At 71.3% G+C, this 16,295-nt stretch carries 19 protein-coding genes; 10 read left to right on the forward strand and 9 right to left on the reverse strand.

Translation table 11 applies throughout. The features are described 5' to 3' along the window. Positions 1-24: 24 nt before the first annotated feature. From ACZ5GT_RS27055 to ACZ5GT_RS27065, 3 genes are all read right to left on the reverse strand, one after another. The gene (locus ACZ5GT_RS27055) at positions 25-198 is read right to left on the reverse strand and encodes a hypothetical protein (protein WP_469031492.1); all 174 of its coding nucleotides are present in this window, start codon (positions 196-198) and stop codon (positions 25-27) included. A 23-nt stretch (positions 199-221) separates the two neighbouring features. After that, entirely contained in the window at positions 222-578 is a 357-nt protein-coding gene (locus ACZ5GT_RS27060; RefSeq protein ID WP_469031496.1) for a PRC-barrel domain-containing protein, read from the reverse strand. Between the two features lie 166 nt (positions 579-744). Beyond that, complete coding sequence (locus tag ACZ5GT_RS27065) at positions 745-2,190, reverse strand: glyceraldehyde-3-phosphate dehydrogenase (RefSeq protein WP_469031499.1); 1,446 nt, start codon at positions 2,188-2,190, stop codon at positions 745-747. 189 nt (positions 2,191-2,379) lie between these two features. Here ACZ5GT_RS27065 and ACZ5GT_RS27070 point away from each other — a divergent pair, with 189 nt between their 5' ends. Continuing rightward, positions 2,380-2,781, forward strand: a complete 402-nt coding sequence (locus ACZ5GT_RS27070; protein ID WP_469031501.1) for an SseB family protein — start codon at positions 2,380-2,382, stop codon at positions 2,779-2,781. Between the two features lie 3 nt (positions 2,782-2,784). On the opposite strand, the gene ACZ5GT_RS27075 is transcribed toward ACZ5GT_RS27070, so the two are convergent. The 5 genes from ACZ5GT_RS27075 to ACZ5GT_RS27095 form a co-directional block, all read right to left on the reverse strand. Further along, positions 2,785-3,186: a MarR family winged helix-turn-helix transcriptional regulator gene (locus ACZ5GT_RS27075; RefSeq protein ID WP_469031503.1), complete on the reverse strand. Its 402-nt coding sequence runs from the start codon at positions 3,184-3,186 to the stop codon at positions 2,785-2,787. Positions 3,187-3,300: 114 nt separating this feature from the next. Beyond that, positions 3,301-4,332, reverse strand: coding sequence for a LacI family DNA-binding transcriptional regulator (locus tag ACZ5GT_RS27080; RefSeq protein WP_469031505.1), 1,032 nt, complete (start codon positions 4,330-4,332; stop codon positions 3,301-3,303). Then, positions 4,329-5,234 carry a carbohydrate ABC transporter permease gene (locus ACZ5GT_RS27085; RefSeq protein WP_469031507.1) on the reverse strand — a complete coding sequence of 302 codons (906 nt, stop codon included), beginning with the start codon at positions 5,232-5,234 and terminating at the stop codon, positions 4,329-4,331. Before ACZ5GT_RS27085 ends, ACZ5GT_RS27080 begins: the two co-directional genes overlap by 4 nt. Next, on the reverse strand, positions 5,231-6,154 hold the full coding sequence (locus ACZ5GT_RS27090; RefSeq protein WP_469031509.1) for a carbohydrate ABC transporter permease: 924 nt from the start codon (positions 6,152-6,154) through the stop codon (positions 5,231-5,233). Before ACZ5GT_RS27090 ends, ACZ5GT_RS27085 begins: the two co-directional genes overlap by 4 nt. Then, the gene (locus ACZ5GT_RS27095) at positions 6,151-7,479 is read right to left on the reverse strand and encodes an ABC transporter substrate-binding protein (protein WP_469031512.1); all 1,329 of its coding nucleotides are present in this window, start codon (positions 7,477-7,479) and stop codon (positions 6,151-6,153) included. Before ACZ5GT_RS27095 ends, ACZ5GT_RS27090 begins: the two co-directional genes overlap by 4 nt. Positions 7,480-7,711: 232 nt before the next feature. Here ACZ5GT_RS27095 and ACZ5GT_RS27100 point away from each other — a divergent pair, with 232 nt between their 5' ends. The 3 genes from ACZ5GT_RS27100 to ACZ5GT_RS27110 all read left to right on the forward strand — a co-directional run bounded on the left by ACZ5GT_RS27100 (position 7,712) and on the right by ACZ5GT_RS27110 (position 11,686). After that, complete coding sequence (locus tag ACZ5GT_RS27100) at positions 7,712-9,733, forward strand: beta-galactosidase (protein ID WP_469031514.1); 2,022 nt, start codon at positions 7,712-7,714, stop codon at positions 9,731-9,733. Between the two features lie 104 nt (positions 9,734-9,837). Next, the gene (locus ACZ5GT_RS27105) at positions 9,838-11,397 is read left to right on the forward strand and encodes a glycosyl hydrolase 53 family protein (RefSeq protein ID WP_469031515.1); all 1,560 of its coding nucleotides are present in this window, start codon (positions 9,838-9,840) and stop codon (positions 11,395-11,397) included. A gap of 151 nt (positions 11,398-11,548) precedes the next feature. Then, positions 11,549-11,686: a hypothetical protein gene (locus ACZ5GT_RS27110; RefSeq protein WP_469031516.1), complete on the forward strand. Its 138-nt coding sequence runs from the start codon at positions 11,549-11,551 to the stop codon at positions 11,684-11,686. Between the two features lie 100 nt (positions 11,687-11,786). On the opposite strand, the gene ACZ5GT_RS27115 is transcribed toward ACZ5GT_RS27110, so the two are convergent. Beyond that, positions 11,787-12,584, reverse strand: a complete 798-nt coding sequence (locus tag ACZ5GT_RS27115) for a ribonuclease BN (RefSeq protein ID WP_469031526.1) — start codon at positions 12,582-12,584, stop codon at positions 11,787-11,789. 610 nt (positions 12,585-13,194) lie between these two features. On the opposite strand from ACZ5GT_RS27115, the gene ACZ5GT_RS27120 reads away from it, so the two are divergent. The 6 genes from ACZ5GT_RS27120 (at position 13,195) to ACZ5GT_RS27145 (ending at position 16,195) form a co-directional block, all read left to right on the forward strand. Continuing rightward, a complete protein-coding gene (locus ACZ5GT_RS27120) occupies positions 13,195-13,365 on the forward strand; it encodes a hypothetical protein (protein ID WP_469031517.1) in 171 nt (56 codons plus the stop codon). 342 nt (positions 13,366-13,707) lie between these two features. Then, entirely contained in the window at positions 13,708-13,929 is a 222-nt protein-coding gene (locus ACZ5GT_RS27125) for a hypothetical protein (protein ID WP_469031518.1), read from the forward strand. A 147-nt stretch (positions 13,930-14,076) separates the two neighbouring features. After that, positions 14,077-14,538, forward strand: coding sequence for a fluoride efflux transporter FluC (locus ACZ5GT_RS27130; protein ID WP_469031519.1), 462 nt, complete (start codon positions 14,077-14,079; stop codon positions 14,536-14,538). Then, the gene (locus tag ACZ5GT_RS27135) at positions 14,535-14,915 is read left to right on the forward strand and encodes a DUF190 domain-containing protein (protein WP_469031520.1); all 381 of its coding nucleotides are present in this window, start codon (positions 14,535-14,537) and stop codon (positions 14,913-14,915) included. The genes ACZ5GT_RS27130 and ACZ5GT_RS27135 overlap by 4 nt, the downstream gene beginning before the upstream one ends. Next, positions 14,912-15,286: a fluoride efflux transporter CrcB gene (gene crcB / locus ACZ5GT_RS27140; RefSeq protein WP_469031521.1), complete on the forward strand. Its 375-nt coding sequence runs from the start codon at positions 14,912-14,914 to the stop codon at positions 15,284-15,286. The genes ACZ5GT_RS27135 and crcB overlap by 4 nt, the downstream gene beginning before the upstream one ends. A gap of 72 nt (positions 15,287-15,358) precedes the next feature. Next, positions 15,359-16,195, forward strand: a complete 837-nt coding sequence (locus tag ACZ5GT_RS27145) for an undecaprenyl-diphosphate phosphatase (RefSeq protein ID WP_469031522.1) — start codon at positions 15,359-15,361, stop codon at positions 16,193-16,195. Positions 16,196-16,295: the final 100 nt, after the last annotated feature.

The raw sequence follows: 16,295 nt of genomic DNA on the forward strand, positions 1-16,295 counted from the left end.
GGCCGTCTGCCCGCCCTGCCGGGGTCAACGGGTGATGCGGTGCTTCCTTCCCCCTCGGCGGAAGCGCACCGCCGCGTAGCCGAGATCGATGCCGAGGACCACGGCACCGATGATCAGAAGGTAGAACAGGCCCTGGACGGCGAAGCCGATGATGCCCAGGACGACGGCCACGAGAAGCAGGAAGAGGAAGAAGGTCATCACGTCTCCGTCGGCCGGGTGCCTCAGCGGCGGCCGAGACGCCGCTCGCCGCCGGCGCCCGGCGCGTAGGGCATCTCGTAGTGGGCGAAGACCTCGGGCTCCTCGGAGGCCGGGAGTTCGCCGTCGGTGTCGATCGACGGCGCCTTCTTGACCACGTCCTTGCCGTGGGCGACCTTCAGGTAGCCCGGGCCGACCGTCGCGCCGGGCAGGGGCACGAACACCAGGCGGCGGCGGGTGGGCAGGCCGACGGTGACGGTGGCGAAGAAGGGCTGGTCGGTCTTGGTGTCCACGTAGACCGACTCCAGCTGGCCGATCCGGTGACCGTCCTGGTCCACGACATCGTGGCCTCGCCACTCACGGATATCAGACGCCTCGAACATAAGGACCTCCCGGCGCTGGAGTACCCCCGATCACGCCGCTGATGTCACGCGGCATCGACGGGGGCCGAACCAGTCCCGGAGCGTCCGGTGCGGGGCGGATGCGTCCCCGAGCGTCCGGTGCGTGGCCCACGGCGGGGCCCCGCACCGGACACTTCGTCCGGCCGGGTCAGACCGCCGGGCTCGGGAACGTCGGGTACTCCACCCCGGAGACGTGCTGGACGACGCGGATGACCTGGCAGGAGTAGCCGAACTCGTTGTCGTACCAGAGGTAGAGGATGGCGTTGTCGCCCTCGACCTTGGTGGCGCCCGCGTCGACGATCGAGGCGTGGCGCGAGCCGATGAAGTCGCTGGAGACCGCGTCGGGCGCCGTGGTGAAGTCGATCTGGCGCTTCAGCGGCGAGGTGAGCGACACCTCGCGCAGGTAGTCCAGGACCTCCTCGCGCGACGTCTCCCGCTTCAGCTGGAGGTTGAGGATCGCGATCGAGACGTCCGGCACCGGCACCCGGATCGAGCTGCCGCTGATCGGCGCCTTCAGGTCGGGCAGCGCCTTGGCGACGGCGGACGCCGCGCCGGTCTCGGTGATGACCATGTTGAGCGGCGCCGAGCGGCCGCGCCGGTCGGCCTTGTGGTAGTTGTCCAGCAGGTTCTGGTCGTTGGTGAACGAGTGGACGGTCTCCACGTGGCCGCGCCGCACGCCGAACTCGTCGTCCATCGCCTTCAGCGGCGGCACGATCGCGTTGGTGGTGCAGGACGCGCAGGACAGGATCTGCTCGTCCGGCTTGATGGTGTCGTGGTTGACGCCGTGCACGATGTTCGGGACGTCGCCCTTGCCCGGCGCGGTCAGCACGACCTTGTCGATGCCGGGACGCAGGTGCTGCGAGAGGCCCGCGCGGTCGCGCCACTTGCCGGTGTTGTCGATGAGGATGGCGTTCTTGATGCCGTACGCGGTGTAGTCGACCTCGGACGGGTCGTTCGCGTAGATCACCTCGATCGCGTTGCCGTTGGCGTAGATCGTGCTGTTCGCCTCGTCGACGGTGATGGTGCCCTGGAACTGGCCGTGGATGGAGTCGCGGCGCAGCAGCGAGGCGCGCTTGACCAGGTCCTGCTCGCCGCCGCCGCGGACGACGATCGCGCGCAGCCGCAGGCCGTTGCCGGAGCCGGCCTTCTCGATGAGCAGGCGGGCCACCAGCCGGCCGATGCGGCCGAAGCCGTAGAGGACCACGTCCCGGCCCTCGCCGCGCTCGATCTTGTTGGCGCCGGTGGCGCCCGCGACGGCCTCGGCGGTGAACTGCTCCACGCTCAGACCGCGGTCGTCGGTCCGGTAGGTGGCGGCGAGCATGCCGATGTCGATCTGGGACGGACCGAGGTCGAGCGCGGTGAGCGCCTGGAGGAACGGCAGCGTCTCGGTGACCGAGAGCTCCTCACCGGCTATCTGCCGGGCGAATCGGTGCGTCTTGAGGATGCTGACCACCGACTTGTTGACCAAGGAGCGGCTGTGCAGCAGGACGTTGACGTCCCGCTCGCGGTGCAGCTTCCCGATGATCGGGATCATCGACTCCGCGATCTCCTCGCGGTGCTTCCAGTTGGTGAACGAGGCGTCGTTGACAGTCACAGGTTCATCTTTCGAGCTAGGCGGCGCTCATATGTTAAACCCTCTCCGTCGGGTCATTTCACAGGGGGTCGTCATTCCCCGTTCCCCTCAGGAATGGCCCCGTCCGGATCGGGTACGCGAGCAGGACCGTGCCCGGCGCGGATCTTGTCCGGGGCGGGCCGTACGACCATCGCTACCAGGGGATCTGCCATGGATACACCCGCGCATGACCACAACGTCACTCCGGCCAGGCGGGCGCTGGACGCACTGGCCGTCAACACCGACGACACGGCGGCGCTGGACACGCTGGCGAGCAGCGACGTCCTCGTTCCCGTGCCCGACGACGCGAACCAGGAGGACATCGCCGATCCGTCCGCGGTGGCGCTGCCCGTCCTGGAACAGCCGGGCGGCAACCCGGTGGTGCCCGTGTTCACCTCGGAGCCGGAGATGGTCGAGCTGCTGCCGTTCGTCTCCCGCTACCGTCTGGTGCCGCTGGGCGCGCTGGCCTCGCAGTGGCCGGCCGACGACCTGTCGCTGACTATAGACGGCGGCTCCGAACACCCGCTGACGCTCACCTCAGAGGGCGTGCGCACGCTGCTCGCCCGGCCTTAGCGGTCACGGCGCGGTGCGGTCGTCCAGCATGCGGGTGAGCACGGAGCGCTGCAGGGGCAGCGTCCGGGCGTGCACCTCGCGGCCCCTGGCGGTCAGGGCGACCCAGACGCCGCGCCGGTCCTCGGTGCACATGGAGCGTTCGACCAGGCCGTCCTTCTCGAGCCGGCCGATGAGCCGGGACAGGGCGCTCTGACTGAGATGGACCCGGCCGACGAGGTTCTGCACCCGGCAGTGGTCGCCGTGCGCGGGCGCCTCGGACGCGAGGACGTCGAGCACCTCGAAGTCGCTCGCGCCGAGACCGTGCGGGTGCAGGGCCCGGTCGATCTCGCACATCGTGCGCGCGTGCACGGACAGGATGTCCCGCCACCGCTCCTCGAGCCGGGCGTCCGCCGTCTCAGCTGCCATACCCGCACGGTAACACCGGGCCCGCCACTTGTTGAGTGTGCAACTAGTGCGGACGCCGGGAGACTGCGGACGCTGCGGACGGGGGAGCGCAGGCGGCTCACGCCCGTCATGCCGTCACGTGGATTCCCGCTTCACCAGTTCCGTCGGCAGGATCACCGCCGCCGGGTCCTCGCCGCCGATCTGGGCCAGCAGCACCCGGACCATCTCGGAGCTGATCCGGTCCCAGGGCTGGCGGATGGTGGTCAGTTCGGGGCGGGCGGCCAGCGCGGCCGGGGAGTCGTCGAACCCGCCGACCGCCACGTCCTCCGGCACCCGCCGCCCCGCCCGCTCCAGGGCGGTCAGCACGCCCTGCGCCATCAGGTCGGAGGCGACGAACACCGCGTCCACGTCCGGGGCCCGCGCCAGCAGCCGCTCCGCGCCCGTCTCGCCGCTGGCCCGGCTGTAGTCGCCGGAGACGATCAGCCGCTCGTCGATCCCGACGCCCGCCTCCGTGAGCACCTCCTTGTAGCCGGCCAGCCGCTCCACGCCGCCCGGGGTGTCCAGCGGCCCGGTGACCACGCCCACCCGCCGCCGCCCGAGCGACAGCAGGTGGCGCACCATGTCCCGGGCTCCGTCTCGGTCGTCGGCGGCCACGTAACTGACCTTCGACCCCAGCCCGATCGGCTTGCCGCAGGCGACCAGCGGCACGCCCGCCGCCCGCAGTTCCTCGGCCACCGGGTCGCCGGAGTGGCTGGAGACCAGCAGCACCCCGTCCACGTGACCCGCGGTGATGTACCGCATGATGCGCCGGCGCTCGTCCTCCGTCCCCGCCAGCATCATCAGCAGCGGGATGTCGTGCGCGGCCAGCGCCTGGGTGCAGCCGCGCAACAGGACGTTGAAGTTGGGATCCTCGAAGAACCGTTCCTGAGGCTCCGTCAGCAGGAAGCCGACCGAGTCCGAGCGTCCGGTGATCAGCGAGCGGGCGTGCCGGTTGACGACGTAACCCGTCTTGCGGATCGCCGCGTCGACCGCCTCCTGCGCGGCCGGGCTGACGTAGTGCCCGCCGTTGAGCACGCGCGAGACGGTGCCCCGCGAGACTCCGGCCTCGCGCGCCACGTCGTGGATCGTCGGCGGTCTGCGTCGGCCCCCCGTGTTGCCCATGGTCATGACTTTACGGCCCCGGAGAGCAGGTCGAGGCTCCAGAACCGTTGGACCACCAGGAACAGCGCGACCAGCGGGATCACCGCCAGGAACGCGCCGGTGATCACCAGCGTGTACAGCGCGGGCTGGTTGGAGCCCTGTTCGAGGAGGGTGAACAGACCCAGCGTGATCGGGAACTTCTCGTCGTCGCTGAGCATGATGTACGGCAGCAGGAAGTTGTTCCACACCGCCACGAACTGGAACAGGAACACCGTCACCAGTCCCGGCACCATCATCGGCAGCGCGATCCGGGTGAAGACGCGCCACTCGCCCGCGCCGTCCATCCGCCCCGCCTCGACGATGTCGCCGGGCACGGCGGCGGCCGCGTAGATGCGTGCGAGGTAGACGCCGTACGGCGAGAGGATCTGCGGCAGCAGCACGGACCAGTAGGAGTCGGTGAGGTCCGCCTTCGCCAGCAGCAGGTACTGCGGGACGGCGAGGATGACCGGCGGCATGAGCACGCCGGCCAGGAGGATGTTGAAGACCGTCTCGCGGCCGCGGAAGCGGTAGACGGCGAGCGCGTAGCCGCTGACCGCCGACACGCACGTCGACAGCAGGGCGCCGAGACCGGCGTACAGGGCGGAGTTGCCCATCCACTTCCAGTACACGCCGTCGCGGTAGGAGGTGAGGTCCTCGATGTTGTCGGCGAAGCCGGTGCCCGGCAGGAAGGTGAACGTGGAGAACAGCTCGCGCCCGGACTTGGTGGACGCGATCACCACCCAGGCCACCGGCAGCAGCGTGTAGAGGGCGCCGAGCAGCAGGGTGACCGTCGGCACCCAGGCGACCCGGGAGCGCGGCGGCCGGCCCTGGGCGGTGCCGGGCGCGGTCCCCGCGGCAGGCGCGGCCTTGTGTACGGCAAGAGAACTCATCGTGCTGCCTCCTGCTTCTGACGCCGGTTCGCGGCCCGCAGGAACCCGAAGGACAGCACGAGCGTGGCGATGGCGATGATCACGGCCTCGGCGGCCGCCTGGTGGACGTCACCGGTGCGGAAGGCGTCCCGGTACACCTTCATCAGCGGACTCCACGTCGTCGACACGGAGTTGGTGAGCGGTTTGAGGGTGGTCGGCTCGTTGAACACCTGGAGCGTGGCGATGATCGAGAAGAAGAAGGTGAGCACCAGCGAGGGCGCCACCATCGGGATCTTGATCCGCAGCGCGATCTGCAGCGGGGTGGCGCCGTCGAGCCTGGCCGCCTCGTACACCTCGGCCGGAATGGCCCGCAGCGAGGTGTAGATGACGATCATGTTGAAGCCGGTGCCGCCCCACACCGCGATGTTCGACAGGGCGAGGTAGAGCGGGCCGCCGTCCAGCAGGTCCGGCTGCGGCAGGCCCAGTTCGGCGAGCACGTAGTAGAAGGGGCTGACGTCCGGCAGGTACAGGAAGCCCCACAGCAGCGCCGCCACGACGCCGGGGACGGCGTACGGCAGGAAGATCGCGAGCCGGGTGACGGGCGCGAGGCGCACCCGCTCGGAGTCGAGCATCAGGGCGAACAGCAGGGCGAGGCCGAGCATCACCGGCACGACGATGCAGCCGTAGCCGAGGACGCGCAGCGCACCGTCCACCAGCTCGCTGTCGGTGAGGGCGTCGGTGTAGTTCTCCAGGCCGGCCCAGATCTCCTTGCGGGCGCCCGCGCCCAGGCCGAGGCCGGAGACGTGGACCTTGTGGAAGCTGAGCCAGACCGCGTAGCCGATGGGCAGCGCGAAGAACAGGGCGAAGAGGACCGTCGCGGGGAGAAGGAAGCCGTAAGGGGCCCCCTTCACCCCGTACGGCTTCCGGCGTGCGGTTCTCACTCGGAGACCTCGAAGCCCTGCTTCTTCAGGTCGGCGACCGTGGTGTCCTGCATCGTCTTCAAGGCGGCGGCGAAGTCCGACTTGTTCTTCGCGGCGGCCCCGAAGGCGTCGTTGAAGGCGGTGTAGGCGACGTTCACGTTCGGGCCCCAGGCGGAGGGCGCCGTGGTCTTCGCGATCTCGGCGGCCTTGGTGTAGAAGTCCGGCTGGTCGGAGAAGTAGGCCGGCGGGGTCGCGAAGGCGCCGCTGGTCTGGGCGTTCGTGGCGGCCGGGTAGATGCCGCTCTCCTTGGCCAGGGCCTGCAGGGCCTCACCGTCGGTGTTGAGCCAGGCGGCGAACTTCGCGGCGGCCGCCCGGTGCGCGGAGTCGGTGGTGACGGCGGTGGAGGAGCCGCCCCAGCTGCCGGTGACGCTCTCGCCCGCCGACCACTGGGGGAGCGGGGCCATGGCCCACTTGCCCTTGGTGTCGGGCGCGGCCGTGGTCAGCGTGCCCGGCGCCCACACGGCGGAGACCCAGGCGATCTGCTTGCCCGTGTTCAGCGCCTTGTTCCAGGCCGGGGTGTACATCGGCTGGTTGTCGACGGCGCCCTCCTTGACCAGACCGCCCCAGAAGTCCGCGACCTTGCGCGTCGCCGCGTCGTCGATGCCGACCTTCCACTTCTCGCCGGAGGTGGTCCACCACTTGGCGCCGGCCTGCTGGGCGAGGCCCGCGAAGAGGCCGGAGTCGTTGGCGGAGAAGGTGGTGAGGTCCTTGTCCGGCGCCTTCTTCTTCAGCGCGCGGGCCGTCTCGGCGAACTCGTCCCAGGTGGCGGGGACCTTCAGTCCGTACTTCTTGAACAGGTCGGCGCGGTAGTAGAACATCATCGGCCCGATGTCCTGCGGGACGGCGTAGACCGCGTCCGTGCCGAGTGTGGTCTGCTGCCAGACGCCGTCGGCGAAACTGCCCTTCGCGTCGCCGACCTCACCGGATATGTCGGCCAGCGCGCCGTTGCTGACGAGCGTGGGCAGCGCCTGGTACTCGGCCTGCACCAGGTCGGGCGCCTTCTTCGCCTTGTGCGCGGTGAGGATCTTGGTGATCAGCGAGTCACCGGAGGCCTGCTTCTTCACGGTGACCGTGATCTGGTCCTTCTTGCCCTGGCCCTTGTTCCACAGGTCGACGACCTTGTCCATGCCGGGCGTCCAGGTCCAGTAGGTCAGCGAGACCGGACCGGACTCGGTGCCGCTGTCGTCGTCGGACGAGCCGCAGGCGGCGAGGGCGGTGGCGCCGAGGGCGACGGCGACGACGGCGGCCGCGCCTCTGACGAGCCGTCCGCGCTGGGTGTTGGGCATGGATCTCTCCCCTGACCGGGGCCCCCGCACGCTGCGAGGACCTGCCGTGGTGGTGCCGCGGCTCGCCTCCCTGACCTCGGCCGGGGCTTGCTCGCGGTGCTCTGTGAGCGTTCACAGTAGAGAAACATCCCGGACACTTGTCAATGGTTGTTGCTGTGCGGTTATGTTGGGCTCAGACGGCCGCCGTTGTGTGTGCACGTTCCCAAATGATCGATGAAACGGGAGAGAATCCATGCCGGAGACCACCCCCAGGGGCCTCACCGGGCTCGCCTTCGGCGGGGACTACAACCCCGAGCAGTGGCCGGAGAGCGTCTGGCCGGAGGACGTCCGGCTGATGCGCGAGGCCGGGGTCACGATGGTGAGCGTCGGGATCTTCTCCTGGGCCCTGCTGGAGCCCTCGCCGGGTGTGTACGACTTCGCCTGGCTGGACCGCGTCCTGGACCTGCTGCACGAGGGCGGCATCCGCGTCGACCTCGGCACGCCGACCGTGGCCCCGCCCGCCTGGTTCTACCGGGCCCACCCCGAGGCGCTGCCGGTCACCGAGGACGGCGTGCGCTACGAGTTCGGCTCCCGCGCCGCCATCTGCCACAGCAACGCCGACTACCGCGCGGCCGCGGCGGACATCACCACCCGGCTCGCCGAGCGCTACGGCGACCACCCCGCCCTCGCGATGTGGCACGTGCACAACGAGTACGGCGTCCCCGTCTCGGCCTGCTACTGCGACTCCTGCGCCGCCCACTTCCGCCGCTGGCTGGCGGCGGCCTACGGGACCGTCGACGCCGTCAACGACGCCTGGGGCACCGCCTTCTGGGGCCAGCGCTACGCCGGCTTCGACCAGATCAACCCGCCGCGCCGCACCCCGACCGTGGGCAACCCCGGCCAGGCCCTCGACTACCGGCGCTTCGCCGACGCCACCATGCGGGAGAACTTCCGTGCGGAACGGGACATCCTGCACCGCCTCTCACCGGGCGTGCCGGTCACCACCAACTTCATGACCGCGCTCAGCCAGTGCGACTCCGTCGACTACTGGGCGTGGGGCCGCGAGGTCGACATCGTCACCAACGACCACTACCTGATCACCGACGGCCGCCGCACCCACGTCAACCTCGCGATGGCCGCCGACCTCACCCGCTCCGTCGCCGGCGGCGCCCCCTGGCTGCTGCTCGAACACTCCACGTCGGGCGTCAACTGGCAGCCCCGCAACCCCGCCAAGGCCCCCGGCCAGATGGCCCGCAACTCCCTCGCCCACGTGGCCCGCGGCTCCGAGGGCGCCCTGTTCTTCCAGTGGCGCCAGTCCCGGCGCGGCGCCGAGAAGTTCCACTCGGCGATGCTGCCGCACGGCGGCACCGAGACCCGGGTGTGGCGCGAGGTCGTCGAGCTGGGCGCGGCGATCGACTGCCTCGCCACCGTCCGCTCCACCCGCACCGAGTCCGACGTGGCCGTCCTGTGGGACTGGCAGTCCTGGTGGGCGCAGAACCTCCAGTGGCGCCCCAGCGAGGACCATGATCCGCGCGAGCGCGCCGACGCCTTCTACGAGGCACTCTACGACCGCCACCTCACGGTCGACTTCGCGCACCCGGAAGCCGACCTGTCGGGATATCCCCTGGTCGTCGTGCCCGCCCTGTACCTGATGACCAAGGCGGCCGGCGCCAATCTGGAGAGGTACGTCGCGGGCGGCGGCACCCTCGTCGTCTCGTACTTCTCCGGCATCGTCGACGAGCACGACGCCGTACACGAGGGCGCCTACCCGGGCCCGCTGCGGGACGTGCTCGGCCTGACGGTCGAGGAGTTCTCGCCGCTGCTCCAGGGGCAGTCGGTGCGGCTCGCCGGACCAGGCGGCCGCGAGTTCGCCGCCGACGTGTGGAGCGAGTTCGTGGTCCCCGGCGGCGCCGAGACCGTGTGGACGTACGCCGACGGCCTGCCGGCGGGCCGCCCGGCGGTCACCCGCCATCGCCACGGCCGGGGAACCGCCTGGTACGTCTCCACCCGCCTCGGCGCCGACGGCCTGGACGCCCTGCTGGAGCGGGCCGCCGACGACGCCGGCCTCGCGCCGCGCGCCGACCTGCCCCGAGATGTGGAGGTCGTGCGCCGCACCGGCGAGTCGGGCAGCTACCTGTTCGCCGTCAACCACACCGCGTCGGACGCCAAGGTGCCGCTGGAGACGCACGGCACCGAACTGCTGACCGGCGAGCGTGCCGCGGGCCGCCTCGCGGTCCCCGCGGGAGCCGTCCGGGTCGTACGACTCGACGGCTGAACCGGCTCCCCTCCGCCCGCGGAGCCGCGAGCCGCGGGCGGAGGGGTCTCCCTCGCGTCACGAGGGACCCACCCCCATCCACGTCGAAGGGACGACGGACGACGATGTTCCATCCCAGACGCACCCTCAGGGCCCTGCTGCTGCCGCTCGTGGCGGGGCTCGCCCTCACCGCCCTGCCCGCGACCACCGCACAGGCCGCCGCCACCCTCACCAACGGCGGCTTCGAGGCGGACGGCTCGGGCGTGGCCGCCCCCGCCGGCTGGTCGGAGTACGGCAGCACGGGCGCCTCCTACACCGAGTCCGGCGGCCACGGCGGGAGCTACCGCCTGACGCACTGGGCGTCCTCCGCCTACAAGGTGGAGACCTACCAGTACCTGTCCGGGCTGACGTCCGGCACCTACACGCTCACCGCCTGGGTCCGCTCCAGCGGCGGCCAGAACTCCGCGTACCTGTCCCTGAAGAACTGCGGCAGCGCCGAGCAGCGCACCGACCTCCCGGTGTCCGCCGGCGACTGGGTGCGCGTCGTCACCTCGGTCGCGGTGACCGGCGGCCAGTGCACGATCAGCGTCACCTCCGACGCCAACGCCGGCAACTGGATCAACGTCGACGACCTGACCTTCGCCTCCGGCTCGACCGGCCTGTCCGTCAAGGGCGCCGACATCTCCTCCCTCGCCAAGAGCGAGGCCTACGGCGGCGTCTACCGGACCAGCGCCGGCACCGCCGGCGACGCGGTCGCCATCCTGAAGAACGCCGGCATGAACTACGCCCGCCTGAAGGTCTGGGTGAACCCCGCCGACGGCTACAACGACAAGGCACACGTGCTGGCCATGGCCAAGCGGGTCAAGGCGGCCGGCATGAAGCTGCTGGTCGACTTCCACTACTCGGACTCCTGGGCCGACCCGGGCAAGCAGAACAAGCCCGCCGCCTGGTCCGGCCACAGCTACAGTCAGCTCAAGACGGACGTCTACAACCACACCTACGACGTCCTGAGCGCCCTCAAGGCCCAGGGCACCACCGCCGACATGGTCCAGGTCGGCAACGAGATCAACGGCGGCATGCTGTGGTCCGAGGGCTCCACGAGCAACTGGGCGCAGCTCGCCGGGCTGATCAACTCCGGCTACAGCGCGGTGAAGGCGGTCTCCTCCGGCACGCAGGTCGCGCTGCACCTCGCGAACGCGGGCGACGACGGCACGGTCCGCTGGTGGTTCGACAACGCCAGGACCTACGGGATCAACTACGACGTGATCGGCCTGTCGTACTACGGCTACTGGCACGGCTCCCTGGCCGCCGCCCAGACCACCCTCGACGACACGGCCTCCCGCTACGGCAAGCCGGTGTTCATCGCCGAGACGGCCTACCCCTTCCGCCTCGACAACGACGACTCGCTCACCAACATCATCGACACCACCGGTGAGCTGGTCACCGGCTACCCGGCCACCACGGCGGGCCAGCTGGCCTGGATGAACGCCGTCGCAAACATCGTCGAGGCGGTGCCGAACCACCGCGGCCTCGGCGTCTTCTACTGGGAGGCCACCTGGACCGCGGTCACCGGCAACGGCTGGGACCCCGCGGACGCGGCGTCCGGCAACGGCTGGGAGAACCAGGCGCTGTTCGGCTTCGACGACAAGGCGCTCCCGGCCATGGCCTGGTTCACCCACCGCTGACCTCTCCCGGGCCCTCTCCCAGCCCTCTCGTGCGACGGCCGGGCCCCGGCCGTCGCCGACGGCGCGCCGGAGACGGGACGGTAGGGACGGGCCGCATCCGGGTACCCGGATGCGGCCGCAGGAGCCGGAACGGATCGGACCAGGAGGCCTGATGAGCGAGCAGACACCGTCCCAGGCCGAGGGCGAGCGGGACGACGTCTCGCCCGGCGACGAAGTACCGCGCACCACCCCCTCCCAGGCCGAGGGCGAGCGCGACGAGGACGACGAGACGGGCGCGGAGCAGGGCTGAGCGGGCCGCACGGTCACCCGGACGTCACGCGGACGTCCGGGTGACCGAAACTCGGAACGGCGTCACTCCGACGTCCGGGTGACCGCGCGTCGGAACGGCGTCACTCGGACGGACCCGGCTGCGGCTGGGCGGGGTCCGCGGAACGGGCGGGCGTCGACGGACCCCGCCCGCCGGGGTGGTGCCCCGACACCTGCCGGTCCGGCGGGTCGACGTCCCAGAACCGCTCGCACAGCAGCCGGCCCACCAGCGCACCGCCGTACACCACGAACCCCACGCCGACGAGCCAGGACTCCACCACCAGCACCGTGCCGACGGGGCCGTAACTGATCGCGTTGGTGACCAGGAGCGGGGTGAACACCAGGTAGGAGAACCAGCGCAGCCCGACCAGACCCGCCATCGTGGCGATGGCGCCGGGCAGCAGGTGCCCCCATCCGACCCGCCGGTGCAGCAGGAAGTGCGGCCCCCACCAGAAGAACAGCACCCCCACCGCCATGCTGAGCGGGATGCGAGCGGGTCCCTGCAGTACGTTCCGGGTCTGGACCTGTGCGTACAGGTAGGCCATGAGCATGATCAGCCAGACCGTCTGGCGCCACAGCCGGTGCCAGGGGCCGGCGGCCGTCCGCCAGATCCGCTCGTAGCCGTTCTGCACGCTCGCGGCGAACGACAGCCCGAACAGCGCCAGCAATACGATGCTCAGCACGCCGGTGGTGCTGACCACCTTGCTGGGCGGGGTGAAGACGTCCGACAGCGCCTTCGCGGACCGGCCGGACAGGTCCATGCCGTCGACCAGCCACAGGGCGAACCCGCCGTGCCCGAGCGGGTCCACGGCCGCGATCACGATCAGCAGCGGAGCCAGCGTGACCAGGGCCAGCGTGGCGAACCCCATGGCCCGGTGCATCAGCTCCAGCTCCCGGCCCCGCCGGGTCAGCTCCGCGAACCCCAGCCGGTGCCATGCCGCGGGCGGCCGGAAGCGCCGGCCGTTCAACGCGGCCACCGTGGGCAGGAGGCTCCCAGGACCTGTTGCGAAAGTCCTGCCTGCCCCGCGACGCCGACAGGCCCTGGGCCGGGGCGGCTGCCGGTACGCCGCCCGGGCGGACGCGACATGGGACCACCCCTTCTCCGACTTGCAACGCACACCGGACCGAGTGGCCGACGGCACGGACCCGTAAACCGGCGCGTGGGCCGCCGGCCGGTGCGGCACGGACCCGTGAACCGGGCCGGGTGACGCGGCACCGACCGTCAACCGGGCCGGGTGACGCGGCACGGCGAGGGTACCCGGGGGCGCGCCGCGAAGCGCGGCACGACGGCGCCGGGCGCCGGTGCGCGGCACGGCGGCGCGCGGCGCACACCTGCCAGGATGGACCGTCCCGACAACGAGGGGGAGCCTTCATGGACCGTCCCACCGCACTCGTCCCGCGCCGGTACGTCGCGATCGGCGGACGCGGCCCGGAGGACGTCGTCGCCGACGCCCGCGGCCGGGTGCTGACCGGCATCGAGGACCCCTGCTGGTGTGCGACGCCGAACTCGGACTGCTGCGCGTCGGCCTCGACGACGGCGTCGTACGCATCCTGGCCGACTCGGTGGCGGGGGAGCGGCTGCGGTTCTGCAGCAACGTGGTCGCCCTGTCCGACGGCAGCGTGTACTTCACCGTCTCCAGCCGCCGCTACCGTTCCTTGTGACTGAGCAGGAGTGATCCCAGTCAGCCGCACGCCCCGAACGGTCTTGGGCGCACTGGTCCCCGGCGTACTCAACCCCGGGGCGGCGACACGCATCCTGTGCGTGGTCCGTTCCCGGGAGGCCAGTTCCCTGTACGACCTGGCCATATGGCTACGGCCAGAGGCGGCGAGGAAGCCCTGAACCATCACTCCGGTGGAGCAGGGGCCCCGCACACTGGCGCCGCACCCGGCGTCCCAGATCGTGCGGGACACGCTACCGCGCTTCCCGCGCGGCGCCGCAACCCCGCGAGCCAACCACCACACGATCGAGCTATACGGACCTCATACGCTCTCCCCGCTGAGCAGTTGCCAACCCCCTCGATCAGTGGATCGGCGACCTGGTCGAACCCGGCCGGCACGATCGGCGTGCTCGCGGTCGACGACCGGGGCAGCGCCGTCCACCACCTCGCCCGGCACCGCTCCGGCTTCCGCATGGTCACCAGCGTCTGCGAGGCCGCGGGCCACCTGGTGCTGGGCAGCGCGTGGGAGCGCGGGATCGCGCTGTGCGAGCCGCCGGCCGCGAAATGACCCGGGTGCGGACCGGGCGCTACCCTGGTGCCCGGCCGCGATCATCCCCCGCGGCACGGCGGTGGGGTCCGCCGCACCCGCGTCGCGGCCGGGGTGCCGCGGGCGGCGCCCGCGGACGGGGCCCCGGCGAGTGGGAGACGTACGACCATGACAGCCCCGGACACCGACGACCCGCGCGTCCTGCCCCGCACCCCGCGACCGTCCGCCTGGCGCGGCCAGGCGCCCGTCGTCGCGGTGGTCGCGCTCGGCGGCGCCGCCGGCGCCACGACCCGGTACGCGGCGGCCCGGTGGTGGCCCGCCCCGCCGGGCGGCTTCCCCTGGGCGACCTTCTGGACCAACGTCGTCGGCTGCGCCGTGATCGGCGTGTTCATGGTCGTCATCACCGACGTGTGGGCCGCCCACCGCCTGGTGCGCCCCTTCTTCGGCACCGGCGTACTCGGCGGCTTCACCACCTTCTCGACGTACGCCGTCGACATCCAGAAGCTCATCGACGGCGGCCACCCCGGCACCGGTCTGGCCTACCTCGCGACGACCGTGCTCGCGGCGCTCACGGCGGTGTGGCTCGCGGTGACCGCGGCCCGCCGGGTCCTGAAGTGGAGGCAGCCATGACGCGGCTGACCGGCCACGCCCTGCGCGTGACCGTCTTCATCGGCGAGAACGACACCTGGCACCACAAGCCGCTGTACGCGGAGATCGTGCACCGCGCCCACGCGGCCGGCCTGGCCGGCGCCAGCGTCTTCCGCGGCATCGAGGGCTTCGGCGCATCCTCCCTGATCCACACATCGCGGCTGCTGTCCCTGAGCGAGGACCTGCCGGTCGCAATCGTGATCGTGGACACCGAGCAGCGGGTCCGCGACTTCCTGCCGCAGCTCGACGAGCTCGTCGACGAGGGGCTCGTCATCCTCGACGACTGCGAGGTCATCCGGTACGTCGGCCGTGACCCCGGCCCGTCCGCGGCCGGTCCGGAGGGTAAGAAGTCGTTGTGAACTGGCTGCTGGTCGCCGTGGGCGCGATGGTCGGCGCGCCCCTGCGCTACCTCACCGACCGGGCGGTGCAGTCCCGGCACGACTCGGTCTTCCCCTGGGGCACCTTCGTGGTGAACGTCACGGGCTGCCTGGTCCTGGGCCTGCTGACCGGCGCGGTCACCGCCGGAGCGGCCGATTCCCACCTGCAGCCGCTGATCGGCACCGGTCTGTGCGGGGCCCTGACGACCTACTCGACCTTCTCCTACGAGACCCTGAGGCTGACCGAGACCGGGGCGGGGCTCTACGCTGCCGCCAACGTCGTCGGGAGTGTCGCGGCGGGCCTCGGTGCGGCATTCGCCGGGGTCTGGGCCGCCCAGGCGCTCTGGGCGTAGTCATCCGGCCACACCGGCACGTAGTAAGACTGTCCGCACCACATGTCACCAACCTCCTCAGAACTGGATCCCATGAGCGTCATCAGCGTCGGTCAGGCCGTCGTCCTCGGAGCCGTCGAGGGAGTGACCGAGTTCCTCCCCGTCTCCTCCACCGGGCATCTGAAGATCACCGAGGGGCTCATGGGCATCCCGGTCGACGACGACGCCGTCGTCGGTTTCTCGGCCGTCATCCAGGTCGGTGCGATCGCCGCCGTGCTCGTGTATTTCTTCAAGGACATCGTGCGGATCGTCTCCGCCTGGGGCCGCGGACTGGCCAACAAGGAGGAGCGGTACCACCACGACTACAAGTTCGCCTGGTGGGTGATCTACGCGACCATCCCGATCGTGATCGTGGGCCTGGCCGCCAAGCCGCTCATCGAGGGCCCGCTCGCCTCCCTGTGGGTGGTCGCCGGCTCGCTGATCGTCGGCAGCGGTGTGATGTGGGCGGCCGACCAGATGGGCCGGCACAAGCGCGGGGAGGACGACACCTCCCTCAAGGACGCGATGCTGGTCGGCAGCTCGCAGATCCTCGCCCTGCTCTTCCCCGGCTTCTCGCGCTCCGGCGCCACCATGTCCACGGCGCTGATCCTCGACCTGGACCGCGTCGCCGCCACCCGGCTGTCCTTCTTCCTCGGCATCCCCGCCCTGACCGGCGCCGGACTGTACGAGCTCAAGGACGCCCTGGGCACGGGGGTGGGCGCCGCCCCGCTCGCCGTCGGCACGATCGTCTCGTTCGTCGTCGCCTACGCCTCGATCGCCTGGCTGCTGAAGTTCGTCGCCAAGCACTCCTTCAACGCCTTCGTGGTCTACCGCCTCGTGGTGGGCGCGCTGCTGCTCGGCCTGCTGGCGACCGGCACCCTCGACGGCTGACCCACGCCGGGGGGGGGGGGGGGGGGGGGGGGGGGGGGGGGGGGGGGGGGGGGGGGGGGGGGGGGGGGGGGGGGGGGGGGGGGGGGGGGGGGGGGGGGGG

This window comes from Streptomyces sp. NPDC031340, from assembly GCF_055569945.1.

What these genes read in the sequence shown, in the direction of transcription:
- ACZ5GT_RS27055 (WP_469031492.1), bottom strand. Translation starts at nt 198, where the DNA reads ATGACCTTCTTCCTCTTCCTGCTTCTCGTGGCCGTCGTCCTGGGCATC.
- ACZ5GT_RS27060 (WP_469031496.1), bottom strand. Translation starts at nt 578, where the DNA reads ATGTTCGAGGCGTCTGATATCCGTGAGTGGCGAGGCCACGATGTCGTG.
- ACZ5GT_RS27070 (WP_469031501.1), top strand. Translation starts at nt 2,380, where the DNA reads ATGGATACACCCGCGCATGACCACAACGTCACTCCGGCCAGGCGGGCG.
- ACZ5GT_RS27075 (WP_469031503.1), bottom strand. Translation starts at nt 3,186, where the DNA reads ATGGCAGCTGAGACGGCGGACGCCCGGCTCGAGGAGCGGTGGCGGGAC.
- ACZ5GT_RS27080 (WP_469031505.1), bottom strand. Translation starts at nt 4,332, where the DNA reads ATGACCATGGGCAACACGGGGGGCCGACGCAGACCGCCGACGATCCAC.
- ACZ5GT_RS27085 (WP_469031507.1), bottom strand. Translation starts at nt 5,234, where the DNA reads ATGAGTTCTCTTGCCGTACACAAGGCCGCGCCTGCCGCGGGGACCGCG.
- ACZ5GT_RS27095 (WP_469031512.1), bottom strand. Translation starts at nt 7,479, where the DNA reads ATGCCCAACACCCAGCGCGGACGGCTCGTCAGAGGCGCGGCCGCCGTC.
- ACZ5GT_RS27100 (WP_469031514.1), top strand. Translation starts at nt 7,712, where the DNA reads ATGCCGGAGACCACCCCCAGGGGCCTCACCGGGCTCGCCTTCGGCGGG.
- ACZ5GT_RS27105 (WP_469031515.1), top strand. Translation starts at nt 9,838, where the DNA reads ATGTTCCATCCCAGACGCACCCTCAGGGCCCTGCTGCTGCCGCTCGTG.
- ACZ5GT_RS27110 (WP_469031516.1), top strand. Translation starts at nt 11,549, where the DNA reads ATGAGCGAGCAGACACCGTCCCAGGCCGAGGGCGAGCGGGACGACGTC.
- ACZ5GT_RS27115 (WP_469031526.1), bottom strand. Translation starts at nt 12,584, where the DNA reads ATGCACCGGGCCATGGGGTTCGCCACGCTGGCCCTGGTCACGCTGGCT.
- ACZ5GT_RS27130 (WP_469031519.1), top strand. Translation starts at nt 14,077, where the DNA reads ATGACAGCCCCGGACACCGACGACCCGCGCGTCCTGCCCCGCACCCCG.
- ACZ5GT_RS27135 (WP_469031520.1), top strand. Translation starts at nt 14,535, where the DNA reads ATGACGCGGCTGACCGGCCACGCCCTGCGCGTGACCGTCTTCATCGGC.
- ACZ5GT_RS27145 (WP_469031522.1), top strand. Translation starts at nt 15,359, where the DNA reads ATGAGCGTCATCAGCGTCGGTCAGGCCGTCGTCCTCGGAGCCGTCGAG.